The organism is Bradyrhizobium sp. Tv2a-2 (genome assembly GCF_000472425.1).
Classification (GTDB): domain Bacteria; phylum Pseudomonadota; class Alphaproteobacteria; order Rhizobiales; family Xanthobacteraceae; genus Bradyrhizobium.
Map to the genome: position 1 here is coordinate 1 of NZ_AXAI01000010.1, position 16655 is coordinate 16655.

General features: G+C 64.5%; 15 protein-coding genes and 1 pseudogene. 10 read left to right on the forward strand and 6 right to left on the reverse strand.

The window, feature by feature from the left end; all coding sequences use genetic code 11:
* From A3AI_RS43235 to A3AI_RS0121345, 5 genes and pseudogenes are all read left to right on the forward strand, one after another.
* A pseudogene (locus A3AI_RS43235) lies at positions 1-261 on the forward strand (IS481 family transposase); the annotation flags it as partial.
* Between the two features lie 316 nt (positions 262-577).
* Positions 578-1603, forward strand: coding sequence for a class I fructose-bisphosphate aldolase (locus A3AI_RS0121330; RefSeq protein ID WP_024517519.1), 1026 nt, complete (start codon positions 578-580; stop codon positions 1601-1603).
* 1 nt (position 1604) lies between these two features.
* Positions 1605-2285: a thiamine phosphate synthase gene (locus A3AI_RS0121335; RefSeq protein WP_024517520.1), complete on the forward strand. Its 681-nt coding sequence runs from the start codon at positions 1605-1607 to the stop codon at positions 2283-2285.
* Positions 2286-2297: 12 nt separating this feature from the next.
* The gene (locus tag A3AI_RS0121340; protein ID WP_024517521.1) at positions 2298-3455 is read left to right on the forward strand and encodes a tetratricopeptide repeat protein; all 1158 of its coding nucleotides are present in this window, start codon (positions 2298-2300) and stop codon (positions 3453-3455) included.
* An 81-nt stretch (positions 3456-3536) separates the two neighbouring features.
* Entirely contained in the window at positions 3537-4331 is a 795-nt protein-coding gene (locus A3AI_RS0121345; RefSeq protein WP_024517522.1) for an inositol monophosphatase family protein, read from the forward strand.
* Positions 4332-4343: 12 nt separating this feature from the next.
* Here the strand turns inward: A3AI_RS0121345 and A3AI_RS0121350 are convergent, their stop codons facing one another.
* From A3AI_RS0121350 to A3AI_RS0121360, 3 genes are all read right to left on the reverse strand, one after another.
* Entirely contained in the window at positions 4344-7502 is a 3159-nt protein-coding gene (locus A3AI_RS0121350) for a multidrug efflux RND transporter permease subunit (RefSeq protein WP_024517523.1), read from the reverse strand.
* Between the two features lie 4 nt (positions 7503-7506).
* Positions 7507-8703, reverse strand: a complete 1197-nt coding sequence (locus A3AI_RS0121355) for an efflux RND transporter periplasmic adaptor subunit (protein WP_024517524.1) — start codon at positions 8701-8703, stop codon at positions 7507-7509.
* A 216-nt stretch (positions 8704-8919) separates the two neighbouring features.
* Positions 8920-9276 carry a hypothetical protein gene (locus A3AI_RS0121360; RefSeq protein WP_024517525.1) on the reverse strand — a complete coding sequence of 119 codons (357 nt, stop codon included), beginning with the start codon at positions 9274-9276 and terminating at the stop codon, positions 8920-8922.
* An 83-nt stretch (positions 9277-9359) separates the two neighbouring features.
* On the opposite strand from A3AI_RS0121360, the gene A3AI_RS0121365 reads away from it, so the two are divergent.
* Genes A3AI_RS0121365 through A3AI_RS0121375 form a run of 3 tightly spaced genes read left to right on the forward strand, consistent with a single transcriptional unit; the run spans position 9360 to position 11872 of the window.
* On the forward strand, positions 9360-10358 hold the full coding sequence (locus A3AI_RS0121365) for a hypothetical protein (protein WP_024517526.1): 999 nt from the start codon (positions 9360-9362) through the stop codon (positions 10356-10358).
* Between the two features lie 12 nt (positions 10359-10370).
* Complete coding sequence (locus tag A3AI_RS0121370) at positions 10371-11399, forward strand: peptidoglycan -binding protein (protein WP_024517527.1); 1029 nt, start codon at positions 10371-10373, stop codon at positions 11397-11399.
* A complete protein-coding gene (locus A3AI_RS0121375; RefSeq protein WP_024517528.1) occupies positions 11396-11872 on the forward strand; it encodes a GNAT family N-acetyltransferase in 477 nt (158 codons plus the stop codon). Before A3AI_RS0121370 ends, A3AI_RS0121375 begins: the two co-directional genes overlap by 4 nt.
* Positions 11873-11959: 87 nt before the next feature.
* Here the strand turns inward: A3AI_RS0121375 and A3AI_RS0121380 are convergent, their stop codons facing one another.
* Positions 11960-13807, reverse strand: coding sequence for an ABC transporter ATP-binding protein/permease (locus A3AI_RS0121380; protein WP_024517529.1), 1848 nt, complete (start codon positions 13805-13807; stop codon positions 11960-11962).
* 173 nt (positions 13808-13980) lie between these two features.
* Here A3AI_RS0121380 and rpmE point away from each other — a divergent pair, with 173 nt between their 5' ends.
* Complete coding sequence (gene rpmE / locus A3AI_RS0121385; RefSeq protein WP_024517530.1) at positions 13981-14208, forward strand: 50S ribosomal protein L31; 228 nt, start codon at positions 13981-13983, stop codon at positions 14206-14208.
* A gap of 109 nt (positions 14209-14317) precedes the next feature.
* On the opposite strand, the gene rcdA is transcribed toward rpmE, so the two are convergent.
* Together rcdA and A3AI_RS0121395 are read right to left on the reverse strand one after the other, a co-directional pair.
* Positions 14318-14830: a protease adaptor protein RcdA gene (gene rcdA / locus A3AI_RS0121390; protein WP_024517531.1), complete on the reverse strand. Its 513-nt coding sequence runs from the start codon at positions 14828-14830 to the stop codon at positions 14318-14320.
* 408 nt (positions 14831-15238) lie between these two features.
* Entirely contained in the window at positions 15239-15430 is a 192-nt protein-coding gene (locus A3AI_RS0121395; RefSeq protein WP_024517532.1) for a DUF1192 domain-containing protein, read from the reverse strand.
* Between the two features lie 104 nt (positions 15431-15534).
* Here A3AI_RS0121395 and A3AI_RS0121400 point away from each other — a divergent pair, with 104 nt between their 5' ends.
* Positions 15535-16533: an NAD(P)H-quinone oxidoreductase gene (locus A3AI_RS0121400; protein ID WP_024517533.1), complete on the forward strand. Its 999-nt coding sequence runs from the start codon at positions 15535-15537 to the stop codon at positions 16531-16533.
* Positions 16534-16655 lie beyond the last annotated feature (122 nt).

Genomic DNA, 16655 nt, shown 5'->3' on the forward strand with positions numbered 1-16655 from the left:
GATCGATTGCCGAAGGTCGAATACGACAGCCACGAGATCGTGCGCCGTGTCTCCACGACCAAAGCCTATGTCAGCTTCAAGGGACGTCTTTGGAAAGTCCCGCAGGCTTTCCGCGGTGAGCGCCTTGCCATTCGCCCATTGGCAAACGGTGCGCAATACGGGGTCTTCTTTGCCGCACACCAAGTCGCTATCATCGACTTGGCGAGCGGAAAAAGTGTCGGCTATGTCCCCGAACACCCGTCGGTCATGTCCCCGGGCTGAACACTTGACCGGACGATCCGGTATTCCATAGACAGCCGTGCCCGAGCCGAGAGTCCTCGGCTACTGGATCGCCCGCGTTCGCGGGCGATGACGACCAAGAAAATGGCGCCAAAATCCTTCCCTTCGGGAGAGGCGGCGCCCCCGGAACCCCGTCCCTTCGACGAACATCCTCTTTCGCTTGCCCGAGAACCGTCTATTTTCCCGGGCAAGTGCAGGCCGCCTGCACCGACCGGGCGGGCTTTTTCGGCTTGCGCGAGGAAAACGCGTCAAAAGACGGGGTTTTGGACCGCAAAATCCCGTGCCTCGGAGGGATCAAATGAACCTCAGCGAACTCAACAAGATTGCCCGCGCCATGGTCGCGCCGGGCAAGGGGATTCTGGCCGCCGACGAGTCGTCGGGCACGATCAAGAAGCGTTTCGACGCCATCAAGGTCGAGTCCACCGAAGAGAGCCGGCGCGACTACCGTGAGATGCTGTTCCGCGCCACGGAGGCGATGAGCAAATATGTGTCGGGCGTCATCCTCTATGACGAGACCATCTGGCAGAACGCGAAGGACGGGACGCCGCTGGTCAAGCTGATCGAGCAGGCTGGCGCGATTCCCGGCATCAAGGTCGACGAGGGCACGACAGCGCTGCCCGCCTGCCCCGGCGAGCTCGTGACCAAAGGCCTCGACAAGCTCGCCGAGCGGCTGCCGAAATATTACGAGCGCGGCGCGCGCTTTGCGAAATGGCGCGCGGTGATCGACATCGGCGCGGGCATTCCGACCCGGACGGCAATCCATGTCAATGCGCATGCGTTGGCACGCTATGCGGCGCTATGCCAGGCGGCGCAGATCGTGCCGATCGTCGAGCCCGAAGTGCTGATGGACGGCGATCACGACATCGACCGCTGCTACGAGGTGACCCAGCGCGTGCTCAACAAGACCTTCCAGGAGCTGCGCATGCAGCGCGTCGAGCTGGAGGGCATGGTGCTGAAGCCGAACATGGCCGTCTCAGGCAAGAAGTGCCCGAAACAGGCCTCCGTCGCGGAGGTCGCCGAGAAGACGGTGCGTCTGCTGAAGGCCTGCGTGCCGGCGGCGGTGCCGGGCATCGCGTTCCTGTCCGGCGGCCAGTCGGACGAAGAGGCGACCGCGCATCTCAATGCCATGCACAAGATCGGCAACTTGCCCTGGCCGCTCACCTTCTCCTACGGCCGCGCGCTGCAGGCAGCGCCGCAGAAGGCCTGGGCCGGCAAGGCGGAAAACGTTGCTGCGGGCCAGCGCGCCTTCACCCACCGCGCCCGTATGAATGCGCTGGCGAGCAAGGGCGAATGGGCGACCGAGCTGGAAAAGAAGGCGGCATAGCTTGTCCACCAAATCCGCCCCCGCGCGGCCGGCGCCGCGCCTCTATCTCGCAACGCCGGTCGTGGACGATCCCGCAAGGCTCGTCGCAGGCCTGCCCGGCTTGCTTGCCGCAACCGATATCGCGGCGGTGTTGCTGCGGCTGAAGGAGACCGACCAGCGCGGCATGATCACGCGCGTCAAGACGATTGCGCCGGTGGTGCAGGCGGCGGGCAGTGCGCTGCTGCTCGACGGTCATGTCGAGCTGGTCGCCCGCGGCGGTGCCGACGGCGCGCATCTCGGCGGCATCGACGCGCTGGAGGAGGCCCTGCCGAGTCTCAAGCCCGACCGCATCGCGGGCGTCGGCCGGCTGATCACCCGCCACGATTCCATGATCGCGGGCGAGCGCGGCGCCGATTATGTGCTGTTCGGCGAGCCGGATCCTGCGGGCAAGCGACCGTCGCCGGAAGCGATCGCCGAGCGGTTGTCCTGGTGGGCGGAGCTGTTCGAGCCGCCCTGCATCGGTTATGCCGCCTCGCGCGATGAGGTCTCGGAGTTCGTCACCGCGGGAGCGGATTTCGTGCTGGTTGACGATCTCGTATGGGCGGACCAACGAGGCCCGGCCGCGGCGCTTTCCGATCTGGACCAGGCGATGCGACAGGCCTATGCCACCGCCTCCAAAGCTGCGAAGGCGGCGCAGGGGTAATTTCGAACGCCAATGAAAACGCCGCACGCAATACCGATCCTGGCCGCCGCGCTGCTGCTCACCACGAGCGCCGCAGCGCAGATTTCGCTCACCCCGCCGACGGTCCAAGCGCCGGCCACCAAGCCGGCGGAGGCGCCAAAGCCGGCACAGCCAGCTACGGCGGCGGAGCCGACCAAGACCAAGCCGCATATGGTCAAGAAGCCAGAGGCGCCCGCGGCCCAGGCCAAGCCCGCGACCCCGGCCATGCCGGCCGCTTCCGCCACGCCCGCCCCGGCGCCTGATGACCCCAATGCCGACGTGGTCTACGCCGCCTATCAGCGCGGCCAGTACAAAACCGCCCGTGATCTTGCGACCCCGCGCGCGCAAGCGGGCGACATCCACGCCATGACCATGCTCGGCGTGCTCTATTCCAGCGGCCTCGGCGTCAAGCGCGACTATGCCAAGGCTGCCGACTGGTACAAGCGCGCCAGCGACGCCGGCGACCGCGAAGCCATGCTGGAACTCGCGATGATGCGTATTGCCGGCCGCGGCGGACCGACCGACAAGCAGGAAGCCGTCAGGCTGCTCGCCTCCGCCGCCAAGCTCGGCGAGGCCAAGGCGGCCTATAACCTCGCATTGCTTTATCTCGACGGGCAGACGCTGCCGCAGGACGTCAAGCGCTCCGCGGAGTTGCTCAGGATGGCCGCCGACGCCGGCAACCCGGAAGCGCAATACGCGCTGGCGACCTTCTACAAGGAGGGCACCGGGGTAGATAAGGACATGGAGAAGGCGGTGCGGCTGTTGCAAGCGGCCTCGCTTGCCGACAATGCCGATGCCGAGGTCGAATATGCCATCGCGCTCTACAATGGCACCGGCACGCCGAGGAACATACCCGCGGCGGTCGCGCTATTGCGCAAGGCAGCCAAGCAGAACAATCCGATAGCACAGAACCGGCTGGCCTGGGTGCTGTTCTACGGTTCGGGCACGCCGACGGACAAGGTCGATGCGCTGAAATGGCACCTGGTCGCCAAGACCTTCGGCAAGGGCGACGTTCAACTGGATGAAAAGTTTGCCAATCTGAGCCCCGAGGAACGCGCCAAGGGCGAACAGGCGGCCAAGCTCTGGCTTGGGACCGCCGCCACTGCGGCTACTACCATCGCTCCCGCCACGGCCACCACTGCCACCAAATAACCCACCTTGACGTGAGCGTTTCGGCAGGGCACCCACGTCGTTCCGCCAGCAACCCCAGGCAATACACAGCAAGCCGACTTCATGCAGCATTCAGCCCTCATCAACGTCATGGTCAAGGCCGCGCTTCGCGCCGGCCGCAGCTTGAAACGCGATCTTGGCGAGATCGAGCATCTGCAGGTGTCGCTTAAGGGGCCCGCGAACTTCGTCTCGCTCGCCGACAAGCGCGCCGAGGAGATGCTCTACACCGACCTGTCCAAAGCGCGTCCCGGCTACGGCTTCCTCGGCGAGGAAGGCGGCACGCGCGAGGGGACCGACAAGAGCCACACCTGGATCGTCGATCCGCTCGACGGCACCACCAATTTCCTGCATGGCATCCCGCAATTCGCGATCTCGATCGGACTGCAACGCGAGGACACCATCATCGCCGGCGTGGTCTACAACCCCGCCAATGACGAGCTCTATATCGCCGAGCGCGGCAAGGGCGCGTTCCTCAACGACCAGCGGCTTCGCGTCGCCGGAAGGCGCCAACTCAATGAATGCGTGATCGGCTGCGGCCTGCCGCATATCGGACGTGGCGATCACGTCCAGTTCCGCGCCGAGATGGAGACGCTCCAGAACAAGGTTGCGGGCCTGCGCCGCTTCGGCGCCGCCGCCCTCGATCTCGCCTTCGTCGCCGCCGGCCGCCTCGACGGCTTCTGGGAGCGCAACCTCTCGCCCTGGGACGTCGCCGCGGGCCAGATCCTCGTCCGCGAGGCCGGCGGCACCATTTCAGGTGTTGAAGGCAAGGACGATGCGGTCACCAGCGGGCACGTCGTCTGCGGCAATGAATACGTGCATGGCGAGCTGCTGAAGATTCTGAAGGCGGCGTCGAAATAGGCGCCGCGCCGCTTACGGCTTCTGCGGCTCCGCGAGCTCAAGACCTTCCGCCTTCGCTTCCTTCGCCTCTACCTCCTCGCGGTCGCGTGCGAGCACGCGCTGCACCGAGACGAAGAATATCGGCACCATCAGCAGCGCCAGCACGACGACGGCGATCATGCCGCCCATCACGGTGGTGCCGAGTGCCTGCTGGCTTGCGCCGCCCGCACCATGGGCGATCGCCATCGGCAGCACGCCGCAGACGAAGGCGAGACCGGTCATCAGGATCGGCCGAAACCGCAAGCTGCAGGCTTCCACCGTGGCCTCGACCAGCGGCTTGCCCTTCTCGCGCAGGTCCTTTGCGAACTCGATGATCAGGATGGCGTCCTTGGCGGCGAGGCCGATGATGGTGATCAGGCCGACGGTGAAATAGACGTCGTTCGGCAGGCCGCGCAGCATCGCCGCGAGCACTGCGCCGGTGACGCCGAGCGGCACCGTGAGCAGCACCGCGAGCGGAATGGTCCAGCTTTCATAAAGCGCGGCGAGACAGAGGAAGACGACCAGCACCGAAAGCGCGAGCAGGAATGGAGCCTGCGAGCCCGACAGCTTCTCCTGCAGCGATTGTCCGGCCCATTCGAAGCCGAAGCCAGCCGGAAGCTTGCCCGCAAGCCGCTCCATCTCGGCAATCGCATCGCCCGACGTGTAACCTGCCTTTGCTTCGCCGCTGATGCGGATCGCGGGGTAATAGTTGAAGCCAGCAATCTGGGCCGGCCCCTTGGACCATTCGATGGATGCGAAGGCCGAGAACGGCACGAGCTGGCCGCGATTGTTCCGGACATTGTAGCCCAGGATCTCCTCGGCATTCATGCGGGCATCGCGATCCGCCTGCACGATCACGCGCTGCATACGTCCGCGATTGGGGAAGTCGTTGACGTAAGTCGAGCCGAGATTGGTCGAGATGGTGTTGTTGATGTCCTCGAAGCTGATGCCGAAGGCGGCCGCCTTCTCGCGGTCGACAACGACATTGACCTGCGGGGCCTGCGGCAGGCCCTCGATATAGACCTTCTGCAGAACCGGGTTCGCATTGGCCTCCGCCACCAGCCGCTCGGCGGCAGACGCCAGCGCCGCATAACCCTTCTGCCCGCGATCCTGCAGGCGGAAGCTGAAGCCGGAGGAGTTGCCGAGATTGTCGATTGGCGGCGGCTGCAATGCCGAGATCGAGGCGTCGCGCACCGAGCCCATGTCACGGTTGATGTCGGCCACGATCGCGGCCGCGGAGTCCTTTGCCGTGCGCTCCGACCAGTCCTTCAGGGTGATGAAGGCCTGCGCCGTGTTGAGGCCCTGACCCGAGAAGCTGAAGCCGCTCAGGAAGGTCACGTTCTTCACGCCGGGACGCTCGGCCAGATATTTTTCGACCTTCTCGATCGCGGCCAGCGTCCGCGCGTAAGAGGAGTCCGACGGCGTCTGCACGTCGGTCGTGACGAACCCCTGGTCGTCGACCGGCAGAAAGCCGCCGGGCAGGCGCACGAAAGCAAAGCCGAGACCGACGAGAAGCGCGGCGTAGATCAGCATCAGCCGCCCGGTGCGTTTCACCGTGGACTGCACGACGCTCGTATAGCCAAGCCTGCCGCGATCGAGCAGGCGGTTGAACCAGCCGAACACGCCGCTTTGCGCATGGCCATGGCCCGCCGTGACCGGCTTGAGCAGGGTCGCACACAAAGCGGGCGTCAGCGACAGCGCGAGCAGCGCCGAGAAACCGATCGCGGCGACCATGGTGATGGAGAACTGGCGATAGATGATGCCGACCGAGCCGCCGAAGAACGCCATCGGCACGAACACCGCCATCAAGACCAGCGTGATGCCGATGATGGCTCCGGTGATCTGCGACATCGCCTTGCGGGTCGCCTCCTTCGGCGGCAGCCCCTCCTCGGCCATGATGCGCTCCACATTCTCCACCACGACGATGGCGTCGTCGACGAGAATGCCGACCGCGAGCACCATGCCGAACATGGTGAGCATGTTGATGGAGAAGCCCGCGAGCATCAGCGTCGCACAGGCGCCCAACAACGCCACTGGGACGACGATGGTCGGAATCAGGGTGTAGCGGATGTTCTGCAGGAACAGGAACATCACGATGAAGACCAGCACCACCGCTTCGACCAGCGTCGACAGCACCTTGTTGATCGAAGCCTTCACGACGGGCGTGATGTTGTAGGGAATTTCATAGGTGATATTGGCCGGGAAGAAGCGCGACAGCTCCTTCATCTTGGCCTCGATGGCCGTCGCGGTTGCCAGCGCATTGCCGCTCGGCGACAGCGTCACCGACAGGCCGGCGGTCGGCTTGCCATTCAGGCGCGTCGTGAACTGGTAGCTGTAGCCGCCGATCTCCACCCGCGCGACGTCGCGCAAGCGCACCGAGGAGCCATCCGGATTGACCCGCAGCGTGATCGCGCCGAACTCCTCCGGCGTCGCAAGCTGGCCCTTGACCAGCACCAGCGCCGAGATGCGTTGGTCGCGCGTACTGGGTTCCGCGCCGATCGCGCCGGAAGCAACCTGTGCATTCTGGGCGTTGACCGCCCGCGTGACATCGTCGGCGGTGAGGCCATAGCCGACCAGCTTGTCGGGATCCAGCCAGATGCGAAGGGAGCGCTCGGTCGAATAAAGAATGGCGCGGCCGACGCCGGGAATCCTGCGGATTTCACCGAGCACATTGCGGGTCATGAAGTCGCCGAGCGCGACCTCATCGAGGCTGCCGTCGGTCGAACTCAGCGTAATGATCTGCAGCGTCGCACTGGAAGCCTCCGCGACGCGAATGCCCTGCTGCAGCACGGCGCGCGGCAGCCGCGCCTCGACGCGCTTGATGCGATTCTGCACCTCGACCGAGGCTGCACTGGTATCGGTGCCGGGTGCGAAAAAGGCCGTGATTTCGACCTGACCCAGCGAGTCGCTGGTCGATTCGAAGTTGAGAAGACCCGGCGCGCCGTTGAGCTCTTCCTCGATCAGGCGCGTGACGCTGTTGTAGAGGTTCTCCGGCGAGGCGCCGGGATAGGAGGTCGTCACCGAGATCGAAGGCGGCGCGATGATCGGATATTGCGCGACCGGGAGCAGCGGGATCGCAATCGCGCCGATCAAGCAGATGAACAACGCGACGACCCAGGCGAAGATCGGCCTGTCGATGAAGAAGCTGGGCATTGCTTTACCTGACGGTTCGCATGCTGTGCTGGCGAAGCTCTCCGGCTTCCGCAGCTTCGGTCCAGATCTGCGGCTTTACCTTGTCGCCGGCGGCGAATTTCTGGAAACCTTCGACCACGACCCGGTCCCCGGCCTTCAACCCGTCGGTCACGAACCATTGGCCATCCTGCACCGAGCCGGTGCGGACTGGCTGCAGGGCGACGCGGTTGTCGTCCTTCACCACGAACACCTCGCTGCCGCCGCCGCCATTGCGCTGGATGGCCTGCTGAGGGACTGCGATGGCATCGCCGTCGATACCCTGCTCGATGCGGACGCGGACATACATGCCCGGCAGCAATTCGCGCTTTGGATTGGGAAACTGGCCGCGCAGCGTCACCTGCCCGGTGTTGATGTCGACGCGGGCGTCGGAGAACAGCAGCTTGCCGTCGGCCGAATAGAGTGTGTTGTCGTCCAAGGCGAGCCGCACCTTGGCAGCGCCTGGCGCAATGCGTTCGAGATCGCCCGCCTCGAAGGCGCGGCGCAGCTGGCTGAGCTGAGTGACCGACTGGGTGAAATCGGCATAGATCGGATCGAGCTGCTGGATGGTCGCAAGATTGGTCTGGTCCTGGATCACCAGCGCGCCTTCGCTCACCAGGGCAGCACCGACCACGCCGCCGATCGGCGCACGCACGGTCGTATAGCCAAGATTAAGCCTGGCCCGCGCGAGCGCCGCCTTGGCGCCCTCGACATCGGCCTTCGCCTGGTGTTCGGCCGCCACCGCCCGGTCATTCTCGGCTTCCGATGCCGCGCGCTCCTTCGTGAGATAGGCGATGCGGCGCGCCTGCTGCTCGGCCTGGCGCAATGTGGCCTCCGCTTTCGCAAGCGCTGCCTCGTTCGACTGCACCTCGATCTCGAATGGCTTGGGGTCGATGCGATAGAGCGGATCGCCGGCGTTGACCTCGCTGCCCTGGTGGAAGGCGCGCTCGATCACGATGCCGGACACGCGAGGCCGCACTTCGGCGACGCGCGTCGGCGCGATCCGCCCTGGCAGCTCGCTGACAATGGCGCGCGCCTGCGGTGACGCGGTGACGACGCTCACCTCTGGTTCGACCGGTTCGGCTGCCGCGGTGGCTGAATTGGACTGGTTGCAGCCGGCGAGAATGGGCGCGAGAGCGGCGAGCAGAAGAAAGGCGCTGGCCGATGGCACGCGAGACGGCGACATGAAAATATTAGCCCCTTGTTTGCGGTTGGCACGAATGGTTGCGATCCATGCAGCGCCTGACGCGTGCATGCGGCTTGCCGCTAGAGATAGAAAATTCGCCTATTGCAACGCAACGCAGACCGCGGCGGCGCATTGCCACACAGGCGCATTGTCACACGTCAGGGAACACATTGACGGCGCAGCGCTTTTCGCAATCATCGAGAATATTGAGCTGCGTCAGTCCGCCGCAAGCAGTCGCCAATGGTCGACGCTCCATCCTCGTCCTTCGTCATGGCCGAGCAGGCCTGACGTGGCGAGGAAGAACCAGCGCCAGCGAAGCATCCAGAGCAAAGTGTCGTCGCGGTCAACGTTGCGGAAGACGGCTTCGATCGCACCGCGGCTGGCATCGAACTTGGCGAGCCAGTCATCGGGATCGAGAGCGAAACCGCCATTGCAACCAAGGCTTTCAGGTAAGAGAGCGTCATCGTCGCGTGCAATGGACAGGGCACCCAGACAGGCCTTTGGATGGATAAGTCGCCGAAACCGACCGGTTTCAGCCCTGACGGGTTCAGTCTCGCGACCATCGTCGCCCATGAAAGTGGGCCGTGGCCGCTTTTTTCCAGCCGCCGCTGTGCCATAGTGCGGCGTGAAACCGGTTCCTTGTCACGGATATCAGAATGCCCTCCGGCTCCGCTCCCCGCTCCGCCATGGAGATCGACCTGAACAAATTGTCCTCGCCGCGGATCTTCCTGCTGCGCATGCTGGTTTTCCTGGTGCTGTGCGCGCTGGTCGCGGTGGTCCTGTACAAGCAGATCGTGCTGGCCTTTTTCGCCAATCCCGGGCTCAACGCCCTGATCGGCATCGTGCTTCTGATCGGCATCATCCTGGCGTTCCGCCAGGTGATCCGGCTTTATCCGGAAGTCGCCTGGGTCAATAACTTCCGAATCGCCGATCCCGGCCTTGCGATGGACCGCCACCCCACCCTGCTGGCACCGATGGCGGCGATCCTCGGGGGCGGCGGCGAGCGCACCGGGCGGATCAGCATCTCGCAGCAGACGATGCGGCACCTGCTCGATTCCATCGCCACCCGCCTCGACGAGGCGCGCGACATTTCCCGTTACATGACCGGGCTTCTGGTGTTTCTCGGACTGCTCGGCACCTTCTGGGGACTGATCGAAACCGTCGGTTCGGTCGGCAAAGTGATCGATGGGCTGAAGGTCGGCGGCGACGCCGGCGCTCTGTTCGACACGCTGAAAGAGGGCCTCGCCGCCCCGCTCGGCGGCATGGGCATCTCCTTCTCGTCCTCGCTGTTCGGCCTGGCGGGTTCCCTGATCCTCGGCTTTCTCGATCTGCAATCGAGCCAGGCGCAGAACCGCTTCTACACGGACCTCGAGGACTGGCTTGCCACTACTGTCCGCCAATATGGCAGCGACAATACCGGCGGCGGTGATGTCGCCGGCGCGCTTGAGCGGCTGCGTACCGCTATGGAAGAAGCAGGCGGCGGCCGTCACACCGCCACCGCGATGGCAAACCTCGCGGAAGCCATCCAGGGGCTGGTTGCGCATATGCGCACCGAGCAACAGATGATCAGGGAATGGGCCGACGGCCAGGGCGAGCAGAACCGCGAGATCAAGCGGCTTCTGGAGCGGCTCACCCGCCAGCCCGAGAAGAGCTAAGCGGAGATTTCCATGGCGCTTGCACGTGCCCGGCGCGAGTCCGCGTTCAACTACTGGCCCGGCTTTGTCGACGCGCTGTCGACGCTGGTGCTGTCGATCGTGTTCCTGCTGTCGGTGTTCCTGGTGGTACAGTTCTTTCTGTCGCAGGAGGTCACCGGCAAGGACAAGGCATTGGAAGAGCTCAATGCCAAGATCGCGCAACTGAGCGAAGCGCTGTCGCTGGAGAAGCTCGGCAAGCTGACGCTTGACGACCAGGTGGCTTCGCTCAAGGCCGGGCTTACTTCGGCGGTGGCCGAGCGCGACCGGGTCAAGGGGCTTTATGAAGGGCTTGCCAACGCCGGCAATAGTGCGGAGGGGCGCGCCACCGAGCTCAACAAGGCGCTGGAATCGGAAAAGCAGGTCTCGACGCGCGCTCTCGCGCAGATCGAGGTGCTGAACCAGCAGATCAGCGCCTTGCGGCGCCAGCTTGCCGCGCTCGAAGAGGCGCTCGATGCCTCCGAGAAGCGCGACAAGGAATCGCAGACGCGCATCGCCGATCTCGGCCAGCGTCTCAACGTGGCGCTGGCGCAGCGGGTGCAGGAATTGTCGCGCTATCGCTCCGAGTTCTTCGGGCGGCTGCGTGCCATTCTCGGCAACCGGCCCGATATCCGCGTCGTCGGCGACCGCTTCGTGTTCCAGTCGGAAGTGTTCTTCGACACTGGACAGGCAACGCTGTTGCCTGAGGGTAAGTCCGAGCTCGACAAGGTCGCAAGCGCGCTGACCGATCTGGACAAGCAGATCCCGAGTGAAATCGCCTGGGTGCTGCGCGTAGACGGCCATACCGACGTGCGTCCGATCAACAACAACCCGCTCTTCAAGTCGAACTGGGAGCTGTCGTCGGCCCGCGCCATCTCGGTGGTGCAGTATCTGATCTCTCTCGGCGTGCCGGCGCAGCGCCTGGTCGCGGCCGGCTTTGCCGAGTTCCAGCCGCTCGATCCTGCCAACACCGAAGACGCGTACCGCCGCAACCGCCGCATCGAATTGAAGCTGACGGAACGGTGAGCATTACGCTCCGCCTTTATCGCGCGGACGACGAGGAGGCCGCAATCGCACTGTGGCAGCGAACGTGGCAGCAGGCCTATCCGTCGATCGATTTTGCGGAGCGGCTTGCGTGGTGGCGCGAGCGTTGGCGAGGCGAGTTGGTGCCTAACGCGGCGATTGTGGTTGCCGAAGATAATGGCGCACTGCTCGGATTCGTGACCATCGACAAGGACGGCTATCTCGACCAGCTCGTGGTGACGCCGGAGCAATGGGGCTCTGAAATCGCGCGGTTCCTGGTTGACGAGGCCAAGCGACTCGCGCCCACAGGCATTGCGCTTTTGGTCAATAAGGACAACGCCCGCGCCATCCGCTTCTACGAGCGCAACGGCTTTGTGCATGCAGGTGACGAGGTGAATCCGACCTCGGGGAGCCCGGTGCTGAGGATGGCGTGGAGTGGCACCTCGTCATCGCGAGGAGCCAGCGGGTCCGCCTGAAGCGCAGCACGATCACAGGCCCCGCGACGAAGCAACCCGGAGGCGCGCGCGTGGCTCCGAATGCTTCGGTTCGCGCGCAATGACGGATCAAGCCCCCTCGAACTGCAACCTTGCCAGCCTCGCATAAAGCCCGTTCGCAGCGACGAGCGAAGCATGCGTGCCTTGTTCGACGATGCGGCCCTGGTCCATCACCAGGATGCGGTCGCAAGACAGCACCGTGGCGAGGCGATGCGCGATCACCAGCGTGGTGCGGTGGCGCATCAATTCTTCCAGCGCGGTCTGCACCAGCGTTTCGCTTTCGGCATCAAGCGCGGAGGTGGCCTCGTCGAGCAACAGCAGCGGCGCGTCGCGCAGGATTGCGCGGGCGATCGCGATGCGCTGGCGCTGGCCGCCCGACAGCGTCACGCCGCGCTCGCCGAGCTGAGTCTCGAAACCGCCGGGCAGGCGGCGAATGAACTCGGTCGCATGTGCAAGCGCGGCGGCACGCTCGACCTCGGCATCGCTGGCCTCGGGCCGGCCGAAGCGGATATTTTCACGTGCGCTTGCCGCAAACACCGCCGGGTCCTGCGGCACCAGCGCGATCCGGCTGCGAAAATCTTGCGGATTGGCCGACTTGATCGGCACGCCGTCGAAGGAGATCGTGCCGGAGGCAGGATCATAGAAACGCAGCAGCAGGTGGAACAGCGTGCTCTTGCCGGCACCGGAGGGACCAACGATCGCGACCTTCTCGCCCGCGCGCACGGAGAACGAGACCTGCTCGACCGCGCGCACATCGGGCCGCGCCGGATAGGTGAAGCTGACCTCGTCGAAGCCGACATCGCCGCGCGCTGGCGAAGGAAGCACGATCGGCGCGGCAGGCGCGGTGATCTCCGGCCTGACGCGCAGGATCTCGAACAACCGCTCCGCGGCGCCGGAGGCCGCCGAGACCTCGCCCCAGACCTCGCTGAGCTGGCCGAGGCCGGCAGCGGCAAACGCCGCATAGAGCACGAACTGACCGAGCCGGCCGGGCGTGATCGCGCCGGTCAGCACGTCATGCGAGCCGACCCAGAGGATCGCGACCACGCTGGTGAAGACGATGAAGATGATGATCGCAGTCAACACCGCGCGCGCCTTGGTCGAGACGCGCGCAGCCTCATAGGCGCCTTCGACCTCCTTGCCGAAGCGCGCATTCGCGAGCCGCTCGCCGGTATAGGCCTGCACGGTGCGGATCGCGCCGACCAGTTCGGAGGCGTAAGCAGACGCATCGGCCAGCGTATCCTGCGCGTTGCGCGACAGCCGCCGGACCCAGCGGCCGAATGCGACCAGCGGTATCACGATCAGCGGGATCGCGAGCAGCACGAAGCCGGAGAGCTTGGGGCTCGTGACCACCATCATGGCGGCGGCGCCGAGGAACATGAGAATGTTGCGCAGCGCGATCGAGACGGAGGCGCCGGCTGCCGACTTGATCTGGGTGGTGTCGGCGGTCAGGCGCGAGATCAGTTCGCCGGAGCGCGCGGAATCGAAGAAGGACGGCGACAGCGAGATCAGATGCGCGAACACGTCGCGCCGGAGATCGGCGACGATACGCTCGCCGATAGTCATCACGAGGTAGTAGCGCGAGGCGCTGGCAAGCGCGAGCACCGCGACCACCGCGATCATCACGCTGAAGTAGCTGTTGATCAGCGCAATCCCCTTCGGGGTGAAGCCGAAATCGATCATGCGGCGCACCGCGACCGGCACCAGGAGCGTGGTGACGGCGGCAACCGTCAGCGCGATCAGCGCCAGGATGGCCCGTCCCCGATAGCGCGCGATATAGGGCGAGAGCGCCAGCAGCGGGCGAAGCTTCGAACGCCGCGCGGGCGAGGCCTCGTCGATGGAAAGCGCCTGCGCCACCACCTCGTCCGGCTGCGACCCAAGTCCGCCCCGCCCCTCGTCCAGCCGCTCCACTGCGCTCATATGATCTCACCTGTTATGCTGTCCGACCCAGATAGGCGCCACGGAGCAGGCTGGCAAATCCGGGAAGATACGAAGCTCGTCGGCTTGTTTTGGCGGGTTTCATGGGTTATAGAGCCGCCAATTCCGTGAAATTTTAGACCGAAGACAGGCGCCCAGCGCCCACAGGACATGCCATGAAAGCCGAAATTCACCCCAATTATCATACGATTACGGTCGTGATGACCGACGGCACTGAGTACCAGACCCGCTCCACCTGGGGCAAGGAAGGCGACAAGCTGAACCTCGATATCGATCCCAAGTCGCATCCGGCCTGGGTCGGCGGCTCCCAGCAGATTCTCGACCGTGGCGGTCGCGTCTCCCGGTTCCAGAAGAAGTTTTCCGGCTTCCTCAAGAAGGATTGATCGGCCTTTTCAGCCTGCGCGACCTGCGCAAGCCAAGAACGCCCCCGCGGTTCGCGGGGGCGTTCTGTTTTGAGCCTGCGTCATTCCGGAGACCGTCGAACTGGAGAGCTTACTGCTCGAACGCGGCTTTCAGGGCGTTCAGCTGCGGCACCAGAGGATTGCCGATCGCACTGCGCTCGGGCGGCGCGGCGTGAATGGAGTTGTCGAGCCGGCGCACCCGCACCTGCAAGCTCATCGAGCGGGCGATCAGCTCCTGCAATTGCGCCGGCAGCTTCTCGATCATGTCGGTCGGACCGGGATCGGCCGCCGACAGCTTGACCTTGGTCTTCTCGCGGTTGGCCTGGGTCAGCGTCATCTCGCCTTCCTTCACCGCGCGATGCAGCAACAGCCAGGAGGCGAGCTGCATCAGCCGCGTGGTCAGCCGCATGCTCTCGGTCGCGTAAGTGAGGCTCACCGCGCGGTCGAGCGCCTTGGCTTCGGTGCGGCCGTCGCCGTCGAGATAGGCGGCGGTCTCCTCGACAAGGTCCATGCCTTCGCGAAACAGGCTACTGAACGCCGCCGAATTGGTGAGCCGCTCGCTGAATTGAACCAAATGGCTGTCGCTATGCGAACGCTCGGACATGGTTAACGCCTCTTACGCCACTGTGTACGCTGGCCGGCTTTGCGCCGGCTTATGATGAACAAATCATTGCTCGCCGTTGACCGGGAGTCCAGTGACAAGGGAATTTAAGGTTTACGAGCTCTGCGGCGGCGGCCATGGCACATGCGTGGCAGAGTGCGGAATTGGTACAGCTTTCCGGCCAAAATGCGCAAAGCAAAAAAAAGCCGCCGAAAGCGGCGGCTTTGAGAGTTGATAACAGGGAGGCGTCAAACAGAGTGGACAGGAGCCACTCGGTGTCCAAACGAGGACGATGCCAGTCATAAAGGTGAAAGCTTAATCGATCGTAAACACGGCGCTTTTTTTAAGTTGCGTTAGCCATGTCGGCCAGTGGCCGAGCCGCACTGCAACATGCGACAACGCCCACGCCAGTCACGACTTGAAGACGCTGTTGGCCGCCTCGCGCGAGGCGCGCTTTTTGGTCATCGCCTCCTTCAGCCGCTCGATCTCGCTGGTCAGCAGCGCAATGCGCTCGCCCAATTCCTCCACCGACAACAGGGACAGGTCCTGCCCGATCTCGTGGCTGATCTTCTTCCGCGGCCGATCGTCGTCCTCGCTCGCCATCGCAAGCCTCCCTCATCTCGTCGCTTTCGAAGCGGTTGCCAGCAACCCCCCGGCTGGCTAATCAAAGCGACCCAATACTGAAGCGTTTGCCCCAAGGACAAACCATGGAAAAGCTGCCCGCGCAAATGATCGTCGTCGCCATTTCCAAGCCCGGCGGTCCGGAGGTGCTCATTCCCGAAACGCGCCCGGTCCCGACGCCCGGTGCCGACGAGATCCTGATCAAGGTCGAGGCCGCAGGCGTCAACCGTCCCGACGTCTCGCAGCGCTCCGGTTCCTATCCGCCGCCGCCCGGCGCATCCGACCTGCCGGGTCTCGAAGTCGCCGGCGAAGTGGTGGCCGTGGGCTCCAATGCCAAAAAGCACAAGCTCGGCGACAAGGTGATGTCGCTCGTCGCCGGCGGCGGCTATGCCCAATATTGCATTGCCCAGGACGCCCAGGCGATGGCGGTGCCGCCGTCGTTCTCGATTGCGGAAGCCGGCGCCACGCCGGAAACCTTGATGACGGTCTGGCACAATGTGTTCGAGCGCGGCGCGTTGAAGCCGAACGAGACGCTGCTGATCCATGGCGGCTCCTCCGGCATCGGCACCATGGCGATCCAGCTTGCGAAAGCCTTCGGCGCCAAGGTGATCGTCACCGTCGGTTCCAAGGAAAAGGCGGACGCGTGCCTCAAGCTCGGCGCCGACCGCGCCATCAACTACAAGAGCGAAGATTTCGTCGCCGAGGTGAAGGCCGCAACCGGCGGCCATGGCGTTGATGTCATCCTCGACATGGTCGGCGGCGATTATATCGAGCGCAATTATGATGCCGCGGCGATCGATGGCCGCATCGTCCAGATCGCTTTCCTCGGCGCGCCCAAGGCGACCGTCAACTTCACCCGGCTGATGGTGAAGCGCCTCACCCACACCGGCTCCACGCTTCGCCCCCGTAGTAACGCGGACAAGGCGGCGATGGTCGCGGCGATCGAGGCCAAGGCGATGCGGTTTTTGCGCGAAGGTCGCATCAAACCGCTGATGGACAGCAGTTTTCCGCTTGAAAAAGCCGCCGATGCGCACCGGCGCATCGAGAGCTCCGCACATATTGGCAAAATTGTGTTGCTGGCGTGATGCCGGCCACTGCCTGCCCGTCTGGAAAGTCTTTGATTCCTTTCGCTTTCGTGGCAATGATCGTTCACCACACGAACGCATCGGCTCTGGGGTTGGGGGTGCGTTTTTCGCTTTAACTCTTG

What these genes read in the sequence shown, in the direction of transcription:
- A3AI_RS0121360 (WP_024517525.1), bottom strand. Translation starts at nt 9,276, where the DNA reads ATGGGCGACGATGGTCGCGAGACTGAACCCGTCAGGGCTGAAACCGGT.
- A3AI_RS0121355 (WP_024517524.1), bottom strand. Translation starts at nt 8,703, where the DNA reads ATGTCGCCGTCTCGCGTGCCATCGGCCAGCGCCTTTCTTCTGCTCGCC.
- A3AI_RS0121350 (WP_024517523.1), bottom strand. Translation starts at nt 7,502, where the DNA reads ATGCCCAGCTTCTTCATCGACAGGCCGATCTTCGCCTGGGTCGTCGCG.
- A3AI_RS0121380 (WP_024517529.1), bottom strand. Translation starts at nt 13,807, where the DNA reads ATGAGCGCAGTGGAGCGGCTGGACGAGGGGCGGGGCGGACTTGGGTCG.
- A3AI_RS0121365 (WP_024517526.1), top strand. Translation starts at nt 9,360, where the DNA reads ATGCCCTCCGGCTCCGCTCCCCGCTCCGCCATGGAGATCGACCTGAAC.
- A3AI_RS0121400 (WP_024517533.1), top strand. Translation starts at nt 15,535, where the DNA reads ATGGAAAAGCTGCCCGCGCAAATGATCGTCGTCGCCATTTCCAAGCCC.
- A3AI_RS0121395 (WP_024517532.1), bottom strand. Translation starts at nt 15,430, where the DNA reads ATGGCGAGCGAGGACGACGATCGGCCGCGGAAGAAGATCAGCCACGAG.
- A3AI_RS0121370 (WP_024517527.1), top strand. Translation starts at nt 10,371, where the DNA reads ATGGCGCTTGCACGTGCCCGGCGCGAGTCCGCGTTCAACTACTGGCCC.
- rcdA (WP_024517531.1), bottom strand. Translation starts at nt 14,830, where the DNA reads ATGTCCGAGCGTTCGCATAGCGACAGCCATTTGGTTCAATTCAGCGAG.
- A3AI_RS0121340 (WP_024517521.1), top strand. Translation starts at nt 2,298, where the DNA reads ATGAAAACGCCGCACGCAATACCGATCCTGGCCGCCGCGCTGCTGCTC.
- A3AI_RS0121330 (WP_024517519.1), top strand. Translation starts at nt 578, where the DNA reads ATGAACCTCAGCGAACTCAACAAGATTGCCCGCGCCATGGTCGCGCCG.
- A3AI_RS0121345 (WP_024517522.1), top strand. Translation starts at nt 3,537, where the DNA reads ATGCAGCATTCAGCCCTCATCAACGTCATGGTCAAGGCCGCGCTTCGC.
- rpmE (WP_024517530.1), top strand. Translation starts at nt 13,981, where the DNA reads ATGAAAGCCGAAATTCACCCCAATTATCATACGATTACGGTCGTGATG.